We start from the raw sequence: 20,301 nt of genomic DNA on the forward strand, positions 1-20,301 counted from the left end.
CCCACTCCTGATCCCTTGTCACTCCGCGTTCCGATCAGAGGCTCTCACCTCTGCAATCTGACCTCTAACCTCTGACCTTAAACCTTCGCCTTCGTCGATCCCAGGTACCGCCGCACGCTCTCCACATACACGTCCGCAAAATCTACTTCCGGACGCCGCGTCTCGATCAAAACCATCGCCTCTTCCAGGTCCCACCCCATCGCGCCCATCACCGCCAGCGTCATCATCGGCGCCCGGTGAACTCCCGCCGCGCAATGGATGAACACCTTCGTTCCCGGATCTTGTAGCGCATCTTGCGCGAATTCCACTCCCCGCTCCAGCAACGCCGCCGGCTTCGGCAGAAAATCATCGTCCGTAGGATTCCACAACACTTGCACACCCGCCGCTTCTCCCAGCGGCGTGTCATCGAACTCGATCTGCATGTCGATCACGTGGCTGATCCCGCTCTGCGCCACTTCGGTCATGTTCTTGGCATTCCATATCCCGCCTCCCAGCGCGATCCGGTCCGTCACCCACGACATATCCATGCGAACGTCTTCTCCTATCCTCGAATCGTCAATCAGGTTTCCGTAGTTCGTCTTCTGATTCTACGTCACCCTCATCATCCCCCGCGATCACCGGCACCTGCCCCTGTAATCCCATTCGCGACAATAGGATTTTTGCCAGCGACTCTCTCTCTCCGTTTTCCCCTTCTTCAAACGGAAACATCCCCGACATTTCCCACAGAAACTTCAGCGCCGTGACCTGCCCGCCCTCGGTCACCGATTTCATCACGCGTTTCGCCATGTCCTCGGAACCATCAAGGATCAGATTCGTAACCACGTTCCGTATTTGCTGGACCTCGTCTGCCGTCTTTGCCTTGGATCCCGTGCCGTGGGTGCCCGGTGAATCTGATTTTGGCGTGTCCTTTTTCGATGTCGCTTTTCTTGCCTTTGCTTGACCCATCGTTCCACCAAAAGAAAAGAGCGCAATCGATTGGATCGAGCCTTCGCCCGATTCCATCTTGATCGCGCCCCAAGAACTTGTATTTATTTTCTCTGCCCTTATTTTTAGAATATCAAATTCAACCAGGCAATCCCGCCAACTTTCCCAAACTTATTTCGGTAAATATATACTTGACACACACGAACAAAGAGCGTACATTTTAAGCATGGAAGCACCCCGAACACTCCAGCAAGCCATCGTTTACTTCGCCGATCCTGACCGCGCTTTTGAGTATGCGAAGAAGTTCCGGTGGCCTAATGGAAAGGTGATTTGTCCCCGTTGCGGCAAGGACAAACACTCGTTTATCAAGACGCGAAAAATCTGGTTCTGCTACACATGCCAGAAACAATTCACGCTTAAGCTGGCCACGATCTTCGAAGATTCCCCGCTTGGACTCGATAAGTGGATGACTGCTTTCTGGATGCTGGTCAACTGTAAGAATGGTGTGAGCAGTTGCGAAGTAGCGCGGACTCTGGGCATTACTCAGAAGTCGGCATGGTTCATGCTCCAACGTCTGCGCTTGGCATTGCGCGATGAATTCTACGGATCGAAACTGGGCGGCGGTGGTGGCGAAGTCGAAGTAGACGAAACGTTCATTGGTGGCAAAGCGCGGAACATGCACAAGGCGAAACGCATCAAGACCAAGGTGCGCGAAGGGAACTTCGGAAAGACCATCGTCATGGGCATGTTGGAGCGCGGCGGTCACGTCAAGGCCAAGGTGATCCCGAACCGCAAGAAGCCTGCACTCCATGGAGCCATCGCAGAAGTGATTGCACATGGAGCGAATATTTATACCGATGAGCACGTTGGCTACATGGACATTTCTCCGGAGTACGTTCACAGCATCGTGAACCATCTCGAACGGTACGTGAATGGAGGCGTGCACACAAACGGAATGGAGAACTTCTGGTCGCTGTTGAAGCGCGGCCTTGGTGGTACCTACGTTAGCGTTGAGCCATTCCATTTGTTTCGCTACCTTGACGAACAGATGTTTCGTTTCAACAACCGCAAAAACATAAGCGACTCTCAGCGCTTCGCTCTAGCTATGTCCAACATCGGCGCGAAGCGTCTCACGTACAGCGAACTGACAGGCAAAGACGAATCGCCGCGCCACGAAGCGACAGGGGCGGGGGAAACGCAAATCCCCTTCTAGTCCTTGTCGGAATTCTTCGGTTTACGTATACTCTGGCCGCGAGAAGAAGCCTTCTTCTTCCCCCTGTGTTTCTTCTCGGCCCGTACAACTGCGTCTTTGGAAACGCTGAATAGGGCTGTCATTCCCTGTTCAAAGTTCTCAAGTGCTTTCGGCCCTTCTAGATATTCGTTTTTAATTGTCATTTGCTATGGATACTCCACTTGATAATCTCGTTGATGCTGTACCCCCACAAGATACACCCGCAAATGAAGGCAAAGAATCCGAAGGCCTCCCTTCTCCGAGTTCTTATGTTCCTCCACCCCCAAAAGGCGATAGCGAAAGATGCGAGTGCCGTCCAGATCAAACGCCATGGTGGAAGCATGCGCTCGAAATTTCCGCTGTTCTCGTCGGCATTGCCGTAGCCATCATCTATTGGCGGCAACTGGACACCATGAAAGGCCAACTCGATCAAATGATCAAGCAATACCCCCAACTTGAGAAGTCTGCCACGGCTGCTAAGAGTGCAGCGGATACTGCCAGAGATGCTTTGGATATTCAAACTAGGCCATGGGTAAACTTGGTTATAAGTGGTATTAAGATCAGCGGGAAAGAGGGCGCTGAGGCGCAGCTTAGATATTCCGTGGATGCTGCCCTGATGAATTCCGGAATCCACCCAGCCCTCAAAGCAGGATTCGCCTTTGTCCAAGATCCGGTAGAGGGACAGGAGGGACTTCTCTACAACGAAACCAAATGTTCCGCTGCCCGGAACGAGGTTGAGGAGCACAATGCTAAATCCGTCACTCCAGTGGCGAACATAATTTTCCCTGGAGAATCTGGAAAGCAAGTTCTTTCTGCATACCCGGTAGGCTTCAAGTCCATCTTTTCCGCAGGTACTCGGGTTCACATAATCGGGTGTGTTTGGTACTACGGTAGAGACCCGAAAGACATGCATCGGACTGTAGTGAGATACGTAGGCACTCCCAAGTCCTTCGAAGTGGGGACCACCTTGAGCGACTTCACTCTGGAATATGCCAATGCCCAATAGCGCTGTCCCTGTCAAGGAACGATTCGATACTTGCGGTACGCCACCATGAATAGACTGTGGCTCGATTTTGCCGACAAGATGAAGGAGTTGGCCGGAATCCCCTCGCAACTCTCTGCGATCCAGCGAAGCATCGAGAATCAAACTGAAGCCATAGACCAATGCAAAAAAGCAGCAAATGAGGGCAAGCAAAACCAGTTGCCAATACCTCTGCCAGTTAAGGCTGAATTGCAGATTCCAGAAGCAGAACAGGCTGAGAAGCGCAAACAGCACAACGATAGCCACACCGTACAAATATGGCTGACGGTAGGAACGTGGCTCACCTTCATAGCCGCCGCTGTTTATGCTGGAATCGCTGCGAAGCAATGGAGCACCGCCAAAGACCAACTTGAGGCCACTAGCCGACCATGGATAGAAATGGTAGGGAATTTTCCTAACCCTAAGTCCATGGAAGGATTTGACGTGATCCTCACGAACCACGGGAACTCCCCGGCTATTGTCGCCGGGTGGCCACACTTCACCCTTGGGGATCTGCTCAAGAAAGAGCCTCGTATGTGGACCGTCAACGGCGGTAAAGATGTTTGCGACTACGTTGAAAGAATGCCGGGGGTGGAAGGTCCAGAGGGATGGACTCGATTTCCCATTCCAATTTTCCCAAAGGCACCGAAAGAAATCATTGCCCAAGTCGGCCAAGGGTTCCCACACAGCAGCCCCGTTCTGTATGACTACCTTTCTGGGTGCGTCATCTACAAGGGGCCTACTGGGAAAGTCTACAAAACCCGAATTATTTACCACATCACTTACGCGCTCGATCACTCCATTTCCGAGATTGACCCGAACCCTTGGGTAGACGCTCAATAGCGCCACCCACCCTGTCACGGCAAGGGCAAGCATGACGCAGAACAGCATGTGCGTCAAGTATATATTTGCCCTTATTTCTGCCCTGCTTGCTACCACTTACATCCATTTTCCATCTTCTCGCCTCTTGACACGTTTTTGAACCGGCAGTTCATCCCCACATAAGCGCCCGTTTCTTGATGTCTGCGCGACTTCGAGCGAGTCTATGGTCGCGAAGTCGAAACGCACCAGCGGAACAACTTCATCTTGAAAAGACAAATCAGTTTTCGGTGGCCCCAACTTCCCCCGGAGTCGCTCCAATCCCAGCCGCGAGGCGGCGAAACAGGAAAGCCCGGCACGGAAGTGCCGGGTAAGCAGGAGCTAAGACCGAGTCCCGCCAGGGACGGCACTCTCGCCGCGATCACATCCGCCGAATCAACCCTCCTTCCAACAGCGCGAGCGACAACACATCCAACGCATCCGGCACCTCCCGCTCCACCGTCCGCAGCGGACACGCCACCAGCCGCGCCACCTCCGGCATGCTGTACTCCTCCAGCACATTCATCGCAATCAATTGCTGTTGAAATGGATTCAACCGGTGCAGCATCGTGTCCATGTCATGCACGAAGATCACCACATCTTCAAAACTGGCCATCGGATAAGAACTGGCCCGTGCTCGAAAATATTCCCGTCCCAACAACGACGGCAGCCGTCCCACTTCGACGGACGCCCGCGCATAGCGCCGCAACAGCGCCACCGTCCGGGCGCGATAAGGCCACATGTCCATTTCCGTTTCTCCCAGCCACGGGGGCATCTCCTGATTCCTGTTCTGTGCCATCAACCACGCACCCGCCCCCGTCATGGACGCACCTCCATCTCCGCCACTCCACGCAAACATTCGACTTGCAGGGGGTTCTGTGCCGTTCGCCCTCGGCCTGTTTGCAGCAACGCCGCTCGTTGCGCTTGGCACCGTTCGCAATGCACCCCATCCTGCTCCGATCGCCGCAACCACAATCCGCCGCACCGCTCGCAATACTTCAACTCCACTGCTAACTCCTCTTGCCGCATCATGCTGATGAAATTCATAAAGGCATCTCCGGATATGAAAGAAACGTATGAAACCAACAACTCACCGAAACCCGCTCTTGGAACGGAATCGAAATCCCGCTTCGTATCAGGGCATCGCTTTAGCGATGCCGCATGCCCGCAACCAAGCGCCCCTTTAGGGGCTGACACCCCTCACACAACGCCAAAAATGAAAAAGCCCCGGCGCCGATCTCTCGGCCCAGGGCTCGTTTCTCTTACGATGACCTGCTTCTTTATGTAATTGGGAACTACTAGCTTACTCCGGGCTGCACGCCACACTCGGCTCGGGCTGCCGGAAGTAACCTTCCTCGTATCCCGATTTCAGCACACTGCCGTTCTGCACAACCACGCTCAACTTCCCGCTGAAGTGGAGGTTTCGAAGCAGCCGCTCCATCGCGGCCGACAATACTTCGGCGGAGCGCACCTTGCGGCGAAACTCCCCAAAGCTCTGTTCTTCATTATTTTCATGAGGCTGGACTGCAATCATGGCCAACAACCTTTCCCTGCAGATATGAGTTATATGATTGCGGCATACTATAGCTCGACTGACTGTTAGTCAAGAACGAGATTATCACCTTCACGCAAGGGTGGTATACTCCAAAACCATGTCAACTCTACGACAATTTTGGGACTCATCGATGACGTTCGCGATTTCATCGCTGGTTTTTGCGGCGGGCGACGTTGCTTCTTATATTGGGCTGCCTCCATGGCCTAATAGCAGAACTGCTATCGGTCTTTGTTTCATCCTGTTCGTGGGCACGGTTTATCGCGCTCTATACCTGGAGCACAAAGCGCGAATTGGAGCGGAACAAAAAGACGAAGGGGCAGAGCTGTGGTTGTTGTATGTGCCGCTGGGAGGAATGCATCGGCATCAACTTAAGGTTGAAAATCGTAGTCCCGACAAAGATGCATACAACGTGCAAATTGCGGACGCTGCTTTAGGAGATGGGTTCGCGAGAGCATCGTTCAAATTACTCCCACTATTGGGACGCGGACAAACGGATACGCCTATTGTTCAAGTGGAAGGAGATAATTTTTCCCCTGAATATGGCGATGACTTTGACATGATTATCTTTGGAGCTAAAAAGGCTTGGGATCAACTTCCTCAGGATATGTTCTTTCGTGATGTGCGCGGTCACGATCATGTCAAGTTTCCACTTTCGCTAACATTCGATGACTATAAGGGAAAGAAATATGAACTAGATTTTCTGTTTGATATGGCACTGACGTTTTATCAAGTAGAAATCCAGCTCTCCCAGAGACGGGTTATGCGGTGAGGGTTTTATATTCCACATTTGATGACGCAATGAGTTTGAGCATGGTGTCCCGAAACAGGTAAGGATTCTTGCGATTGTTGAAACGCCACGTCATCTCTTGCAGGTAGGCTCCGAGATGCTTTGTAGAGACGCGATGCCAAGTTCCCACAATCCCGCGCTTGAGCAACGAGAATGCGGATTCAATCGCGTTCGTGGTGACGCAGAGATCGCCTTCGACACGGACATATTCGTCTGCGCTATGGTTCACGCTCTCGTGCCGAATGTTGCGGTACTTCGTCAGGTTGAAATTGTAGAGCTTGGATTCGTCGGTCATGATTACATCAACCGAGGTATCCACGTTACGGTTGATGATCTCGTAGATTGTGGCCTGATTCACGTTCTCGGCCTTAATGAAGTGCAGATGCCCATTGCGCTCACGGATACCGATTACAGCGGCCTTGTTCTTAAGCTGGCCTTTGTGACCGTGCTGCTTGCCGCCGATGTACGTTTCGTCGATCTCGACTACGCCAGTCATTTTGTGTTCGACTTCGGTCATGGCCGCACGGATGCGATGGCAGAGGTACCACGCGGTCTTGTAAGAGATACCAAGCATTCGCTTGATCTGATTCGCGGACATTCCCTTGCGCGACTCGCAGAGCAGATACGTAGCAGCAAACCACTTCGGAAGGGGCAAGTGGGAATCATGGAAGATCGTTCCACTCATTACGGAGAACTGATAGCGGCATGAATCGCAATCAAACTGGTCGCGCTTCGCAATTCTGGAGATCGTCTTACCGCTGCAACGCGGGCAAGAGAGTCCCTTCGGCCAGCGCAAGCCTTCAAGATACTCACGGCATTCTGACTCTGTATCGAATGCTTCCATTAACTTCATCAAGTCCATTTGCGGTTTCATTGGAGTTATCCCTTGGCTAAGAAAAAAGCGCACGAATTAACTACGGAGCAAGCGTTGAAACGGGTTTTTAAGCGGCCTGTTCGGAAGGCCCTAGAGCGCATTTTGGCGGAGAACGAATCCCCCAAAAAGCCTGCTAAGTCTGTGAGCCGCAAGTCCATGAAAGGAATATAGCGGATGGATCAACCCTGTGTCAAGTATATAATCTCGGTCAAGAATTTTATTTCCTTGTGGATGTTGTAGTTATCTAAGTAATAGCTTGGTGCTATAACGCCTGTTATACTCTCGCCATGAAATTCCGCACTCTACAGGAAAACCTGCGCAAGGCCTTGTGGCAGCGCATCGACGAAGGCCAGCTCACCGGCCTCCATCTCGCAGGTCAGACCGGATTCAAACAGGCCCATATCTCTAACTTCCTCAATCGCAAGCGCGGACTCAGCATCGAAGGCATGGACAAGGTCCTTTCTGTCCAGCGTATTTCGGTGCTCGACCTCCTCGACCCGTCAGAAGTGAACAAGCGCGCCTCCATCGTTGCTCCCAGTGCCGACGAATTCGACAGCGTCGTAGTCGCCGACCCCCAGGTCGCCGCGCAGGAACCACTCATCATGAGCATGCACGTGAAGGAAATCCTGAAATTCAAGAAAACCTTCCTTCGCCGCCTTCGTGACGACATGCAGGGCGACCGCGATTCCTGGGAGCGTTTCGTCGTGATCAAAGTCGACGCTCGTGAGGGCATGAGCATGTATCCCCGCATGCTCCCCGGTGCTACGCTGCTCATCGATCGCCATTACAACTCCCTCACTCCCTACCGCAAGGGCGAGCAGAACATGTACGCCGTCCGCAAGAACGAAGAGCAGGGTTGCACCATCAAGTACGTGGAAGTGGCCAACGCCAACCTGGTCCTGCGCCCTCACAACCCCGCCTACCCAGTGGAAGTTCTGCCGATCGAAGAAGGAACCAAACCCGGCGACTACATAGTCGGCCGCGTCTGTCACGTAGGAATAGAAACCTAATCGATGGATGGATGGATGTGGAGCGGGCGCCCCCGCCCGCTGCCGTTGGGGTTGGGGATGGGGTTGGGGATGGGGTTGGTGTTGGGGTTGAAGTTGTTGTTGGTTTTGTTGTTGCCTAGTTTTGCAGTTGATCTACGGTTTCGATTTGCTGGGAAACAAAGTGTTAGCCAGGAACTCTAAGCCTACCCAGCCTTGCTAAGCAACTCCCTCAGAGCCCGCAAATCCTCCGCACCAACATCTCCGACCACGAAATACCGCAGTCCACCCTGCGCCCAGCTTTCCAGATGAAACGATCTCGCATCCGTGCCTTCACCCAAGCGGGAGCCTGTATTCACCGCCCGTTCCTGGAAAATGAATACCGAAATCTGATGCTTGCGTACGCGATAGATAAGCTCCGCGCCCGCCGACTGTTCCAGGTAGCTGACTCGCCCTCCGATTAACTCGAATGGCGATCCCTGTAACTCCGGCAGATTGAAGCTGAATGGAATTTTCCCTTCAAACCATGGCTTGACCGTGTGCCGGTCCGTGGACACCACATCTACGGGCGATGCACTAGCCAGCGTCGATACATGCAAGTCAACCAGTTCACTGATCACCTGGTTGTCCCGCACCCGCCGCGAACTCTCCTGCATGAAGAACCCACCCACCCCTACTATCACCATCGCGGCTACTGCTGCAAATGATGCCCACCGCCACGAGAAGGAAAATCGGTTTGATCGTTCTCCTCCAACGCCCTTGCGCACGCGTTCGCGCAAGCTCGCATCCGCCGTGTAACGCCGTCCCGCGCTTTGTACCGACCGTTTCCATTGCAGCCTGCGCAAGCTCTCCGCCGCGCATTCCGGACACTCCCGCAGATGGCGATCCAATTCCTGCATCGCCCGCGACTCCAACTCTCCGTCGAGGTAAGCATCGAGTTGGGCCAGCCATGTCCCGTGTGTCACGCCAGACTCCTTTTCATTTTTCCTTCTACCGCCACGCGCAATGCCTTCCGCGCCCGCGACAGCCGCGACATCACAGTTCCGATCGGCACCGTCAGAGTCGCAGCGATCTCCTGATACGACATCTCCTCCACCTCGCACAACAGGAGCACTTCGCGATACACAACCGGCAGTTCCTCGATCGCGTGCTGCATCACTCGTTCATTCGATCGATCAATCAGAATCGTTTCCGGCGTTTCGGTTTCCGTTGGCAGCGTTGGATCGTCGTCTTCCGTGCCCAGCGGGACCATTGCCGCTTTCAGCCCCGTCCGCGAATTTAGAAACGTATTCCGTAGGATGCGAAATATCCACGCCTTGAAGTTGGTGCCCAGCTCAAACGACGCAAACCCCTTGAGCGCCTTGACGTAGGTTTCCTGCACCAGGTCGTCGGCTTCGTCGCGATTCTGCGTCAGCCAGTGCGCGAAGTTGTACATCCGGTCAAACAGGGGCATTGCCAACTGCTCGAACACCGCCGATGACCGCTTCTCTGCCACGCATACAAGAGTAAACCAGTGAGCTGCTGATTTATTCCCAGCCAGAAAAGTTTTCTTTCTTCGGAATAAATCCAGAGCCCGCTGGTTCATACCGTAGACGGATTGTCACCGCAGGCAATGAAACAGGGCCAACAAGACCCCTTCGGCAGCGATCCATCAAATTACGTATCCCCCGAGGAAATATGACACAAACAGGCAAAGACAAAATTCTCTTCGACCACCAGCATGACGGCATCGACCGGCGTGGATTCCTGCGCTGTATGGCTTGGGCCGGCACCGGCGCTCTCTGCATCCTCGAAGGCGGAGTCCTGAAAAGCTACGCTCTCGGCCATGGCAGCAACATGCCGGGCAAGATTCACAAAGGAGAACTTGCATTCGTACAAATCAGCGACAGCCACATGGGATTCGACAAGCCGGCCAACACCGACGTGATCGGCACCTTCAAAGCTGCGATCGATAAGATCAATGCGCTTCCCATCGCGCCGGAATTCATTCTCCACACCGGCGACATCAGCCACCTGGCCAAACCCGCCGAATTCGATAACGTCGAGCAGATTTTGAAATCTGCGAACACTTCCGACATCTTCTACGTTCCCGGGGAACACGATTTTGTGGGTGACGAAGGCAAGCAGTATCTCGATCGCTTCGGCAAATCCAGCAAGGGCTCCGGCTGGTACAGCTTCGACAAGAACGGCGTGCACTTCATTGGACTCGTCAACGTCGCCAACCTGAAAGCGGGCGGCCTCGGATCACTGGGTGCCGATCAACTCGAATGGCTCGAAGACGATATCAGGCACCTGAAGTCGAGCACGCCGATCGTTGTTTTCGCTCACATTCCGCTGTGGACGATCTATCCCGACTGGGGCTGGGGCACCGAAGACAGCGCTCAAGCCCTCGGCTATCTCAAGCGCTTTGGATCCGTTACCGTTCTCAACGGACACATCCATCAGACCATGCAAAAAGTGGAAGGGAACATCACGTTTCATACCGCATGTTCCACAGCATTCCCGCAACCGAAGCCGGGCGCGGCACCATCTCCCGGTCCAATGAAAGTCCCCGCCGAGCAACTGCGCAGTCTGCTGGGAGTAACCGACGTGCACTTTAAGAAAGGCCAGCACTCTCTCGCCATCACCGACTCAACACTCGGCTGAAGGTCGCCACAAAACCAGAAGAGAGAAGAGTAAAGAGAAAGAAGAAAAAGAGAAGTTGTCATCCTGAGCGAAGCGAAGGACCTGCTGTCCTTACGACGCTGCACGGCGGAGCCTCGCTCCAAAACGAAAAATATCTTACGGAGGAAGTAAATGAAATCGCGCATGAAGTACTTGGGAATAGTCGCATTCACGCTGTTGACGCTGGTGATCGCGTCACCGCAACAATCATTCGCCGCCGACAATCCACCTGTCGCCCTCAAGATCGACAACTTCAGCTTCAGCCCGCAAACAATCACGGTACCCGCAGGCACGCAAATCACCTGGACAAATCAGGATGACATCCCGCACACCGTCGTCAGCGACGACAAGACCACCTTCAAGTCGCGCGCTCTCGACACCGACGAAAAATTCACCTTCACATTCACCAAGCCCGGCTCTTACAACTATTTCTGCTCGATCCACCCCAAGATGACCGCGAAAGTGATCGTCGAATAAATCTCGCGGGACGGGCACCTTGGCACGCTCAAGGACCAGCCCGTCCCAAATTCTTACCGGAGAACCACAATGAATCCCTGGGATATCCACGCCTTACTGACCGCGAAACACGCCCAACACGTCGTGCTCATTCATTTTCCGATTGCACTCTTCCTCGCTGGTGTCGGGTTCGATCTCGTTGCCACCATCACTCGGCGCAGAGAATGGGCACTCGCCGCCTGCTACAACTTCATCTTCGCTGCCGCCTCGGCCGTCCCAGCAGCGCTAACCGGACTGCTGGCCTGGCAATGGGAACTCGAAGGCCGTCGTCTCAAAGGAATCCTTCTTCTCCATCTCCTATTCGGGGCATCCTCTGCGTTGTTGATCCTCGTCGTTGCGTGGATTCACAGCCGCAGCCATCGCCGCCACGATGGCCTCCTGCCAGCTTTTCGCTGGCCTCTGCAGGCCTTGGCTGTGGTTCTCGTCATCCTGACCGGACATCTTGGGGGCTTCCTCAGCGGCGTGAATCACCCTTAAATTGGCTCAACCCAACAATTTCTCCGGAACCAACCTCACCAACGCTCCGTACCTAAGTCTGACTACCTGGGGTACTCGTATGTCTCCAGGTTCCGGAGAATCCGACTATGCGCACTTTCGCCATTACCCTATTCGCAGCCGCTCTGCTCGTAACCGTCGCTCGCGCCGACGAGTGGAATAAGACTTACGCCGTCGAGCATGCTCCGCAGCTGCGCGTCGACACCTCCGACGCGGACATTCGCCTCGATACCTGGGACCAGAACAAAATTGAAGCCCATGTCGTCACCGAGAACTGGAAGATCGGCGAAAACGGCATCAAGATTCTCGAACGCCAGACCGGCAATGCTGTCGAAATCGAAGTACGCTTTCCGCACCGCAATTTTGTGCTCGACGTTGGCAGGCGTCGCGTGCAGGTTGAGATCCACATGCCGCGTGAAGGCAAAGTCTCTCTGCGGACTGGCGATGGCCGCATCTCGGTCAACCATTTGAAAGGTGAAATGGATTTCTACAGCGGCGACGGTCGTCTCGAAGTCGACGACGCGGACGGGATCTTGCGCGCGCGCACCGGCGACGGCTCCATCCGCGCTGCCGGACGCTTTGACTCGGTCGACGTGACTTCCGGCGATGGCCACGTCTCCCTTTCTGTCCGGCGTGGATCCCAGGTTGCGCATTCCTGGGATGTCCGAACTGCCGACGGCAGCGTCAACCTGGAAATCCCGACCGATCTCGCTGCCGATATGGATCTTCACACCGGTGACGGCCACATTACTTTGAATCTTCCACTCGCCGTTGAAGGAAAGTTCAACAACCAGGATGTTCACGGCAAGCTGAATGGTGGTGGCAACCGGGTCGTCGTCCACACCGGTGACGGATCGATTACGGTGGATAAATCCTAGCCCGCGATGTTAGGGTCTGGAGTTCGCCGATTTCTTTAAGGAATAGAAAATGTCTCTGAAGAATTTTGCGTTACTCCTGGCCCTCGTCTTGGTTTCTCTGTTTTCTCTCTCCGCGCAGAATACGCCCGCACCAGACCAACCGGTGCTCGACCAGTCGTCAATGGATAAGAGTGTCGATCCCTGCGTCGATTTCTACGCTTACTCATGCGGCGGCTGGATGAAGCGCAACCCCATCCCGCCCGATCAGTCCAGCTGGAGCGGGTACGGCAAACTTCAGGACGAGAACCTTGCCCAGTTGCGCACGATCCTCGAAGAAGCCAGCACAGCGCCCGCAGACCCCGTCGCGAAAAAAATCGGCGACTACTACGCATCCTGCATGGACGAAGCGGCGATCAACAAGAAAGGTGCCGAGCCCCTCGCGCCCGAACTCAAACGCATCGCCAACCTGAAAACGAAGAATGCATTCGCCGAATATCTCGCCACCGCGCAGTACCCGACCGCCCTCGGAGGCAGTGGGCCACTCCTCAATTTTCGATCGACCCAGGACGGCAAGAATTCCGCCGAAGTAATCGCCGAAGCCGACCAGGGCGGCCTCGGTCTCCCGGATCGTGATTACTACCTCAAGGACGATGACAAGTCGCAACAACTTCGCAAAGCCTACGTGGCCCATGTCCAGAAAATATTCGAATTGCTCGGCGACAAGCCGGAGCAAGCTGCAGCCGAAGCGGCCACGGTGCTGCGCATCGAGACCGCGCTCTCTAAGGGCCATCTCACCCGTGTCGACCGTCGCGACCCGCAAAAGCTCTACCACCGGATGAGCGTGCAGGACCTCACGAAACTCGCGCCGGCCTTCCGCTGGAAACTTTACCTGGCTAAGAATGGGCTGGGCTCGATCCAATCGTTGAATGTCGCTGTTCCCGATTTCTTCCGAACCATGAATGCAGTGGTCGAGAAGGAGAGTCTCTCCGACTGGAAGACATACTTGCGCTGGCATGCCACGCACAACGCCGCCAGTAATCTCTCCTCCGCCTTCGATCAGGAAAATTTCAGCTTCTACGGAAAGACGCTGCGCGGACGCCAGGAACTCCCGCCGCGCTGGAAACGATGCACGAACGATATCGACAACGACCTTGGCGAAGCTCTCGGCCAGGCCTATGTAAAAAAATATTTCGGTCCAGACGCGAAGCTCGCAGCCGTGAACATGGTCAAAGAAATCGAAGCCGCGATGCAGAGTGAGATTCAGGCTCTGCCATGGATGAGCGCTGCGACCCGCCAACAGGCACTGATCAAGTTGCAATCCATCACCAACAAAGTCGGTTACCCCGATCAATGGCGCGACTACAGCACCTTGGCGATCGTGCGTGGCGATGAAATGGGGAACACACAGCGCGCAGCGTGGTTTGAGATCCGCCGGACTTTAGCCAAGATCGGCAAGCCCGTTGACCACGGGGAGTGGACGATGACTCCGCCCACCGTCAACGCCTACTACGATCCGCAGAAAAACGACATCAACTTTCCCGCCGGAATCCTGCAGCCACCATTGTTCAGCGCGAAGTCCGATGCGGCTCCCAACTATGGCAACACCGGCGCCACGATGGGCCACGAACTGACGCACGCCTTCGACGACGAAGGCAGCCAGTTCGACGAAAAAGGAAATCTGCGGAACTGGTGGACCGAGGCCGACCGCAAAGCTTTCGAAGAGCGAGCCCAGTGCGTCGTCGACCAATACTCCGGATATACCATCGTCGACGACATCAAGATCAACGGCAAGCTGACCAACGGCGAAGATCTTGCCGACCTGGGCGGCACATTGCTGGCTTATCTAGCGTGGAAGGGCGATACCAGGAATCAAAAGCTCGAACCCATCGACGACCTGACTCCCGAGCAACGCTTCTTTGTCGGATATGGCCAGAGCTGGTGCGCCAATACCCGCGAAGAAGAGAAGCGCCTGCGTGCCACTCTCGATCCGCACTCTCCCGACAACTATCGCGCCAACGGAGTCGTATCCAATCTCCCCGAATTTCGCGAGGCCTTTCAGTGCAAGCAGGGCCAGCCCATGGTGCGGGAAAAATCGTGTCGCGTCTGGTGAGGGTGTTTTGAAAGGGTGCGGCTCCGGCCGCAACGTCGTCGTTGCTCTTGGGTTGCGCAGCGGTTCACCGCTGCGATCATCCTTGCCCTTTTCTATCTTCGGTTATCCGCGTTCGAACGCGTGCTTCCTCTCCAACTCTCCCAACGCGCTTGCCATCTCGGATTCGAATCTTTCTTTCTGATCCATCAGCGCGGGCAACGCCGTCGCGTACTGCCGGGCCATTGTGAACAATCCTTTTTGCGCGATCCCCGCCGCGATCCCGGCAACATGATCGGTAGTCGTCTGCACATAGAGTGCTTCCGTTGGATCTCCCAGCCACACATCGCCACCCACCAGGCGAGTCTGCCAGTAGACCTTGCGCTCGATCATTCGGACCATATCCTCGTCGGTCGCTTTTCCGAATACCCATTGGCTGCGCTTGAAGTCATAGTGCCGGCTGGAAAACGGCAACGGAACCAGCTTCCCCGATTTCACAAATTCAATCTGCTTGCGGTCAACATCTTTGCGGAGCGCGTTGATGATCGGCGCCTCTGCGTCTTTCGGCTCCATCGAAGGAAGCACTTCCCGCAGCGTAGCGGACAGGTTCACTGCGACCAGTGCCCGCAACCCGTCGGAGCCTTCGAGCGTTATCTCGCTATGCAGAACGTGAAAATCCGCGCCCGAGGTTGATGGGTGAAACGGCCATTCCAGCTTGAAACTGAGCGGAAGCCCTTTTTGCGTGACGTAAATCGTCTTTTGAGAAACAGCGGATTGTGTGCTCATGTTTGAAGCCCCTGTCAGAAAGAAACGTCTATTTTACATTCACGCCGGAAAACTGATGTGTGAGGACCGCGATCCGCGCCCGCCTGGGTTTGCGAGCCTCCGGCCGAAAATCGTCCCGTTTTGGTGGGGAATGGGTGTCCCGAAGCAACGTTCCTGGCACAAAATCGCCGCCGCCGCTCACCTGTTGCCGATTCATCCGTCTGAGTTCAGGGGCTGCCATGTCCCAAGGGGTTCTCATGTCCAAAATCACAATTGCTCTCTTCCTGACATTCCTTCTGGCCGTCGTTGCGCTTGCGCAAGGACCAGCCTCGCAACCGACCGTGTGGGCCACCAGGCCCAACGCAGATGCCTTCGACAAGATCGTGAACGATCGGTTGGCGGACGGACAGAAGTCGATCGACAAGATTGTTGCCGTGAAAGGCTCGAGGACGATCGAGAACACGCTGGTCCCCTACGACGAGGCGATCCGCCAGATCAACACGGGAAATTATCTCGCCAACCTGATGTTTCAGGTGCATCCGGATGCCGCGTTTCGCGACCGCGCCAGCACCATGACGCAGAAAGCGAACGCTGTGCTCACCGCGTTATCGTTGAATCGAGATGTTTACAAGGCGCTATCGGATCTGGATCTCTCCAAGACCGATCCCGTCACCCGTTACTATGTGCAGCGTCAGTTGCTCGAGTTTCGTTTGGCGGGCGTGGACAAAGACGATGCTACCCGCGCACGCCTTAAACAACTCAATGACGATCTCGTCGGGGAAGTGACTCTGTTCGAGCGCAACATTGCCGACGATCAGCGCAGCGTGGACATATCCAGTGCCGCTGAACTTGACGGACTGCCGCAGGATTACATTGACCGGCATAAACCTGGCGCAGACGGCAAAATCAAAATAACAACCGACTATCCCGACGCATTCCCGGTCTTCAAATTCGCCAAGAGCACGGATCTGCGCAAGCGCCTGTATTCCGAATTCGACAACCGCGCCTATCCCAAGAATCGTGATCTGCTGATGAAGATGATGCAGACGCGTTACGAAATTGCGACCCTGCTCGGCTACGCATCATGGGCTGACTACAACGCAGCCGACAAAATGGCTGTCAACGGACAGCACATCGCCGATTTCATTCGCGACCTGGACGCCGCATCCCGTCCCGTGGCCGAACGCGAATTCGCCATGCTGTTGGCGGAAAAGCAGAAGGCCGATCCCGGCGCAACGAAAATCTCGGAGTACGAGACCAGCTTCATTCGCGAGCAGCTCCGCCGCTCGAAGTACAACTTCGATTCCCAATCCGTGCGCCCCTACCTGCCATATCCGAGCGTGAAAAAAGGCATCATGGATACGGCTGCGCAACTGTTCCACGTGACCTTCAAGCAGGAAATGAATGTGCCGGCGTGGGATCCAACGGTCGAGACCTGGGAGGTCATCGACAACGGAAAGATGGTCGGGCGTTTCTATCTCGACATGCATCCGCGCCCTGGCAAGTTCAGCCACGCCGAGATGGTCCAGGTGCTGGATGGTATCCGCGGCAAGCAAATGCCGGAAGCAACTCTCGTCTGCAATTTCCCGCAGCCGACCGCGAGTGATGCGGGATTGATGGAGTACGGTGACGTGGAAGTGTTCTTCCACGAGTTCGGCCACCTGATGCACCACATCCTCGGCGGGCAACAGCCCTGGGCCGGGATTAGCGGCATCTCGATGGAAGCGGATTTCGGCGAAGCGCCTTCGCAGATGCTGGAAGAATTTATTCGCAGCCCGCAAGTGCTGGCATCATTCGCTCATCACTACAAGACCGGCGAGCCGATCCCGACCGAACTGGTCGAGCGCATGAATCGCGCCGGAGCATTCGGGCGCGCGAACTCGATTGCCGCGCAGGTCAGCTACACCGCCCTTTCCTACGATCTCTACAAAGGCAACCCCAAGGATGTTGACTTGGATGCCGTCACGCTCGCGGACACGGAACGCTACACTCTTTTCACGCCGCTTTCCGGCACCCACATGTACGCGTCGTTCGGGCATCTCAGCGGATACTCTTCGGCCTACTACACCTACATGTGGGACAAAGTGATTGCCTTGGACTTCTTCCATCAGTTCGACCAGAAGAAAATGCTGGAAGGAGAGACTCCCATGCGTTATCGAAAGGTTGTGCTGGAACCGGGTGGCTCGGTATCCGCGAACGATCTGGTAAAAAACTTTCTGGGACGTCCGCAGAACATGACCGCATTCCAGGGCTGGATGGGAGAAGAATTTTAAGAGCAGCAGTTAGCATTCAGCATTCAGTAGGCAGATGCCAGTTGGCGCTCAGCAGTCCGCGGGTGCACGCAAACATTTTGCGGCGTCCGACATGTTCCAGCCGCGAAGCGGCGCAAGATTACAGCCCACGGCGTAAGCCGTGGGTAACGCGAGACAAGCGGCAGCCCCGAAGGGGCGAAAGAGATATTCTCAGACGGAAGGCGTTCGCGTGTGCCAATCCGTCGCCTTCTCATACGCACTCGCCACCTGCAAGATCAACTCTTCCCGCCACGGTGCCGCCGCGAGCTGCAATCCGATCGGAAGCTTGTCGGATGTAAATCCGCACGGTATCGAAATCGTGGGAAGTCCCCACACATTGAAAGGCCTCGTGTTGCGGAGCATGAGAAGCTCCGCCGGGCGCAGGGTTTCAGGCTTGGCCTTCAGATCCGCAATCGCCGGTGGCGGTACGGGCACTGCAGGCGTCAGCAGAATGTCCACCTCGTCAAATATCTTGCGGATGGAATGCCGCTCAGCATCAAGTTCGCGGCGCGCCCGCAATGCCGCCGCCGCCGAAGTATTCGCGGCCGATTGGATTCTCCCCAGCGTCGCCGCTTGGTAGAGTTCCGGTGTCTTGGCAACAAACGGTTCGTGGAAAGCGTACGCTTCCGCGCTCGAGAGCGTGCGGTCCGTTGGGACGTCGAGTTTCACTTCACGAATCTCCACGCGAAGACCGCGGAACACTTCGATTGCTTTGTCGATTGCGGCCGCGACCTCGGAATGGAGTGCCTCGAAAAAGAATGCCCGCGGAATGCCGATGCGCAATTTCGTTGGGACGCGATCGATCGCAACTGTATAGTCCGGCACAGCCATGTCCACGCTCGCCGGATCGGCAGGATCGTAACCGGCCAGAACTTGTAACATCGCCGCCGCATCATGAACCGACGCCGCAATCGGGCCGACGTGATCATACGACCACGAGAGTGGAATCACGCCGCGAGCACTGACGCGTCCATGCGTCGCCTTGAGCCCGACCAGCCCGCAGTACGCCGCCGGCAAGCGGATCGAGCCCGCAGTATCCGTGCCGATCGCGGCAATGCCCATACCCGCAGCGACACTCGCCGCCGAGCCTCCTGAGGAACCTCCCGTGATGCGTGCCGTATCCCAGGGATTGTGAACTTCGCCGAAGAAACTGACCATGCAACTTCCGCCGTAGGCGAATTCGTGTAGATTCTGTTTCCCTAGAATGATCGCTCCGGCCTCGCGAAGCCGGCGCACAACTTCGGCGTCTTCCGGCGGTATGCGGTCCTTGAACAGCGCGCTGGCTGCGGTGGTGCGCACACCGGCCGTATCCACGATGTCCTTCAGCCCCAACGGAATCCCGTGCAGCGGCCCGCGGTTATGTCCACTTTGAATTTCCGCTTCCGCGCGTCGCGCATCGGCAAGCGCAGAATCCGCCAGCACGGTGATGAACGCATTCAACTTCGGATTTAGACTTTCGACGCGTTGCAGGCAATTGCGCGTGAGTTCCACAGGAGAGAGGGAACGGTCGCGAATTTGGCGGCTCAGTTCTTGGATCGTCGTGCGCACGAAGGCCTCACTTGACCGAACAGATTTTACAGGCTGTGTTGACGGATCCCTCTGGGAATCACCGCCGACGGCGGCGGCCAGCAGGGGGCTCATCGCCAGTTGGCAAGAAACTCGCGACGGCTGCGGCGTGGCGCCTCTACTAATTTCATATGAAATCGCGATGTTTTCGTCAGCTACTCCGACAACGTTAGCCCGCTGCTTTGCTTTTTGCCGTTTCTCCACTGACGAAAGCGTGCTGTGATGGTCAAAGCGGCCAGAACTCCCCAGAGCAATCCGCCATACAGGAGAGCCATAAAGTCGCTGTCGCGCCGATCGTCTGGAGTGGTCGTAAGAATCCCCACGAGGGTCATCGCACCGACTAGTAGGAGAATGCTGGCCCACGTGACTTCCATCCAGTTGAGTCGCGGACGCACGGTGGACCGAAAAGACGCTAGCAGAGCATCGATTCCTCTGCCTGCGAGCCACCAAAAGATAAGGCCCGCCAAAGGCCAGGTCAACGCACGCCACGCCCCAAGAAGCATTCCTTGGGGAAGCCATTCCCGGCGTCGAATGAGGAGGTAGGGCAACTGAGCAACCACGACTGGAAAATTCAACACGACTGGCACCCTCATACGCCCCATTGCCTTTTTCTCTGCGGCATGAAGTTCTTGCAGGCCCTCGGTCCATTGTGGCGACACGATGATACGTGGCTGCTCTGAGAGTGGAATCTCTTCTTGGTGTGTTGACGCGTAGGTTCGTTTTGCCAGTAATACGCTACCCAGCAAGTCGCTTCTTGCAGGCCACAAGACCAGAAGGCATACAAACAATTGTGCGATTGGAAGAATCGATCGGAACTGATAGCGC

Annotated in this window: 22 protein-coding genes; 11 read left to right on the forward strand and 11 right to left on the reverse strand. The window is 55.5% G+C overall.

The genetic code is table 11. From position 1 onward, the window contains the following. Window positions 1-77 precede the first annotated feature (77 nt). Together HY010_21180 and HY010_21185 are read right to left on the reverse strand one after the other, a co-directional pair. Window positions 78-527, reverse strand: coding sequence for a dual specificity protein phosphatase family protein (locus tag HY010_21180; protein ID MBI3478251.1), 450 nt, complete (start codon window positions 525-527; stop codon window positions 78-80). 28 nt (window positions 528-555) lie between these two features. Further along, entirely contained in the window at window positions 556-1,002 is a 447-nt protein-coding gene (locus HY010_21185; protein MBI3478252.1) for a hypothetical protein, read from the reverse strand. Between the two features lie 148 nt (window positions 1,003-1,150). Between HY010_21185 and HY010_21190 the strand changes: the two genes are divergently transcribed. The 3 genes from HY010_21190 to HY010_21200 all read left to right on the forward strand — a co-directional run bounded on the left by HY010_21190 (window position 1,151) and on the right by HY010_21200 (window position 4,019). Then, entirely contained in the window at window positions 1,151-2,137 is a 987-nt protein-coding gene (locus HY010_21190; protein ID MBI3478253.1) for an IS1595 family transposase, read from the forward strand. A gap of 451 nt (window positions 2,138-2,588) precedes the next feature. Beyond that, on the forward strand, window positions 2,589-3,161 hold the full coding sequence (locus tag HY010_21195) for a hypothetical protein (GenBank protein MBI3478254.1): 573 nt from the start codon (window positions 2,589-2,591) through the stop codon (window positions 3,159-3,161). 45 nt (window positions 3,162-3,206) lie between these two features. Then, window positions 3,207-4,019 carry a hypothetical protein gene (locus HY010_21200; GenBank protein MBI3478255.1) on the forward strand — a complete coding sequence of 271 codons (813 nt, stop codon included), beginning with the start codon at window positions 3,207-3,209 and terminating at the stop codon, window positions 4,017-4,019. Window positions 4,020-4,416: 397 nt separating this feature from the next. On the opposite strand, the gene HY010_21205 is transcribed toward HY010_21200, so the two are convergent. From HY010_21205 to HY010_21215, 3 genes are all read right to left on the reverse strand, one after another. Continuing rightward, window positions 4,417-4,782 (reverse strand): hypothetical protein, encoded by a 366-nt coding sequence (locus HY010_21205; GenBank protein ID MBI3478256.1) that lies wholly within the window; start codon window positions 4,780-4,782, stop codon window positions 4,417-4,419. Window positions 4,783-4,853: 71 nt separating this feature from the next. Continuing rightward, entirely contained in the window at window positions 4,854-5,081 is a 228-nt protein-coding gene (locus tag HY010_21210) for a zf-TFIIB domain-containing protein (protein MBI3478257.1), read from the reverse strand. Between the two features lie 256 nt (window positions 5,082-5,337). Beyond that, a complete protein-coding gene (locus HY010_21215; protein MBI3478258.1) occupies window positions 5,338-5,568 on the reverse strand; it encodes a hypothetical protein in 231 nt (76 codons plus the stop codon). Between the two features lie 151 nt (window positions 5,569-5,719). On the opposite strand from HY010_21215, the gene HY010_21220 reads away from it, so the two are divergent. Next, window positions 5,720-6,358, forward strand: a complete 639-nt coding sequence (locus tag HY010_21220; GenBank protein ID MBI3478259.1) for a hypothetical protein — start codon at window positions 5,720-5,722, stop codon at window positions 6,356-6,358. On the opposite strand, the gene HY010_21225 is transcribed toward HY010_21220, so the two are convergent. Further along, on the reverse strand, window positions 6,348-7,250 hold the full coding sequence (locus HY010_21225; protein MBI3478260.1) for an IS1595 family transposase: 903 nt from the start codon (window positions 7,248-7,250) through the stop codon (window positions 6,348-6,350). The genes HY010_21220 and HY010_21225 overlap by 11 nt on opposite strands. A 287-nt stretch (window positions 7,251-7,537) precedes the next feature. Between HY010_21225 and HY010_21230 the strand changes: the two genes are divergently transcribed. Next, window positions 7,538-8,260 carry a S24 family peptidase gene (locus tag HY010_21230; protein ID MBI3478261.1) on the forward strand — a complete coding sequence of 241 codons (723 nt, stop codon included), beginning with the start codon at window positions 7,538-7,540 and terminating at the stop codon, window positions 8,258-8,260. Between the two features lie 182 nt (window positions 8,261-8,442). Here HY010_21230 and HY010_21235 read toward each other — a convergent pair whose 3' ends face one another. Both HY010_21235 and HY010_21240 read right to left on the reverse strand, forming a co-directional pair. Further along, entirely contained in the window at window positions 8,443-9,201 is a 759-nt protein-coding gene (locus tag HY010_21235) for an anti-sigma factor (protein MBI3478262.1), read from the reverse strand. Then, a complete protein-coding gene (locus tag HY010_21240; GenBank protein ID MBI3478263.1) occupies window positions 9,198-9,821 on the reverse strand; it encodes a sigma-70 family RNA polymerase sigma factor in 624 nt (207 codons plus the stop codon). Before HY010_21240 ends, HY010_21235 begins: the two co-directional genes overlap by 4 nt. A gap of 92 nt (window positions 9,822-9,913) precedes the next feature. Between HY010_21240 and HY010_21245 the strand changes: the two genes are divergently transcribed. The 5 genes from HY010_21245 (at window position 9,914) to HY010_21265 (ending at window position 14,878) form a co-directional block, all read left to right on the forward strand. Continuing rightward, a complete protein-coding gene (locus tag HY010_21245; protein ID MBI3478264.1) occupies window positions 9,914-10,882 on the forward strand; it encodes a metallophosphoesterase in 969 nt (322 codons plus the stop codon). 162 nt (window positions 10,883-11,044) lie between these two features. Then, complete coding sequence (locus tag HY010_21250) at window positions 11,045-11,377, forward strand: cupredoxin family copper-binding protein (GenBank protein MBI3478265.1); 333 nt, start codon at window positions 11,045-11,047, stop codon at window positions 11,375-11,377. A 69-nt stretch (window positions 11,378-11,446) separates the two neighbouring features. After that, window positions 11,447-11,893: a DUF2231 domain-containing protein gene (locus HY010_21255; GenBank protein ID MBI3478266.1), complete on the forward strand. Its 447-nt coding sequence runs from the start codon at window positions 11,447-11,449 to the stop codon at window positions 11,891-11,893. A 107-nt stretch (window positions 11,894-12,000) separates the two neighbouring features. Continuing rightward, window positions 12,001-12,789 (forward strand): DUF4097 family beta strand repeat protein, encoded by a 789-nt coding sequence (locus tag HY010_21260; protein MBI3478267.1) that lies wholly within the window; start codon window positions 12,001-12,003, stop codon window positions 12,787-12,789. A gap of 49 nt (window positions 12,790-12,838) precedes the next feature. Further along, on the forward strand, window positions 12,839-14,878 hold the full coding sequence (locus HY010_21265; protein MBI3478268.1) for a M13 family metallopeptidase: 2,040 nt from the start codon (window positions 12,839-12,841) through the stop codon (window positions 14,876-14,878). Between the two features lie 102 nt (window positions 14,879-14,980). Here HY010_21265 and HY010_21270 read toward each other — a convergent pair whose 3' ends face one another. Next, complete coding sequence (locus HY010_21270) at window positions 14,981-15,640, reverse strand: hypothetical protein (protein ID MBI3478269.1); 660 nt, start codon at window positions 15,638-15,640, stop codon at window positions 14,981-14,983. A gap of 236 nt (window positions 15,641-15,876) precedes the next feature. On the opposite strand from HY010_21270, the gene HY010_21275 reads away from it, so the two are divergent. Beyond that, window positions 15,877-17,892 carry a Zn-dependent oligopeptidase gene (locus HY010_21275; protein ID MBI3478270.1) on the forward strand — a complete coding sequence of 672 codons (2,016 nt, stop codon included), beginning with the start codon at window positions 15,877-15,879 and terminating at the stop codon, window positions 17,890-17,892. Window positions 17,893-18,081: 189 nt separating this feature from the next. On the opposite strand, the gene HY010_21280 is transcribed toward HY010_21275, so the two are convergent. Together HY010_21280 and HY010_21285 are read right to left on the reverse strand one after the other, a co-directional pair. After that, on the reverse strand, window positions 18,082-19,458 hold the full coding sequence (locus tag HY010_21280) for an amidase (protein ID MBI3478271.1): 1,377 nt from the start codon (window positions 19,456-19,458) through the stop codon (window positions 18,082-18,084). 173 nt (window positions 19,459-19,631) lie between these two features. After that, window positions 19,632-20,078, reverse strand: a complete 447-nt coding sequence (locus HY010_21285) for a hypothetical protein (GenBank protein MBI3478272.1) — start codon at window positions 20,076-20,078, stop codon at window positions 19,632-19,634. Between the last annotated feature and the right edge of the window lie 223 nt (window positions 20,079-20,301).

It is taken from the genome of Acidobacteriota bacterium, assembly GCA_016196065.1.
GTDB lineage: Bacteria > Acidobacteriota > Terriglobia > Terriglobales > Acidobacteriaceae > Acidiflorens.